This is a genomic window from Streptomyces sp. SID12501 (assembly GCF_010550245.1).
Classification (GTDB): Bacteria; Actinomycetota; Actinomycetes; order Streptomycetales; family Streptomycetaceae; genus Streptomyces.
The window spans coordinates 1-412 of sequence record NZ_JAAGLU010000852.1 but is presented as its reverse complement, the minus strand read 5'-3'; the positions used below and the strand labels follow the sequence as shown (position 1 = coordinate 412).

Genomic DNA, 412 nt, shown 5'->3' with positions numbered 1-412 from the left:
GTGCGGCCAGCGCCCTGCTTGCGGGCGGGAGTTTGCACCGTCTGTCACCCTCGCGGGTGACGATCAGCATCGTCACCCACTCCACGAGTGCGTGTGGGACATCGAGTACGGCACGATAAGGAACCAACAGAGCCCCACCGGTGACGAGCTGAGCCTAGACAACTCGCTCAACACCCGTGGGGCTCTGCCCGTTCCACCACCAGCATCACGTCACCCGATCGGTGGCCACGCTGAAAATGCTCACGGACTGTCCAACAGGGCATAACAGAAGTTCGACGGGCACCGCGCTCTCGTCTTCACCCCGGCCGGGCCGAGCGGCAGGGTCCTGGTGCAGACCCGCCGCGGTTCACTGGACCAATTCCCCGACCTGGTCGCCGCCGCCGAACAGCTCCCCGACGGCCTGGTTCTCGAT

The 412-nt window shown here is 65.5% G+C and carries 1 pseudogene; it reads right to left on the bottom strand.

Features of this window, described 5'->3' with window-relative positions:
• A pseudogene (locus G3I71_RS48810) lies at positions 1 to 127 on the bottom strand (IS5/IS1182 family transposase); the annotation flags it as partial.
• Positions 128 to 412 lie beyond the last annotated feature (285 nt).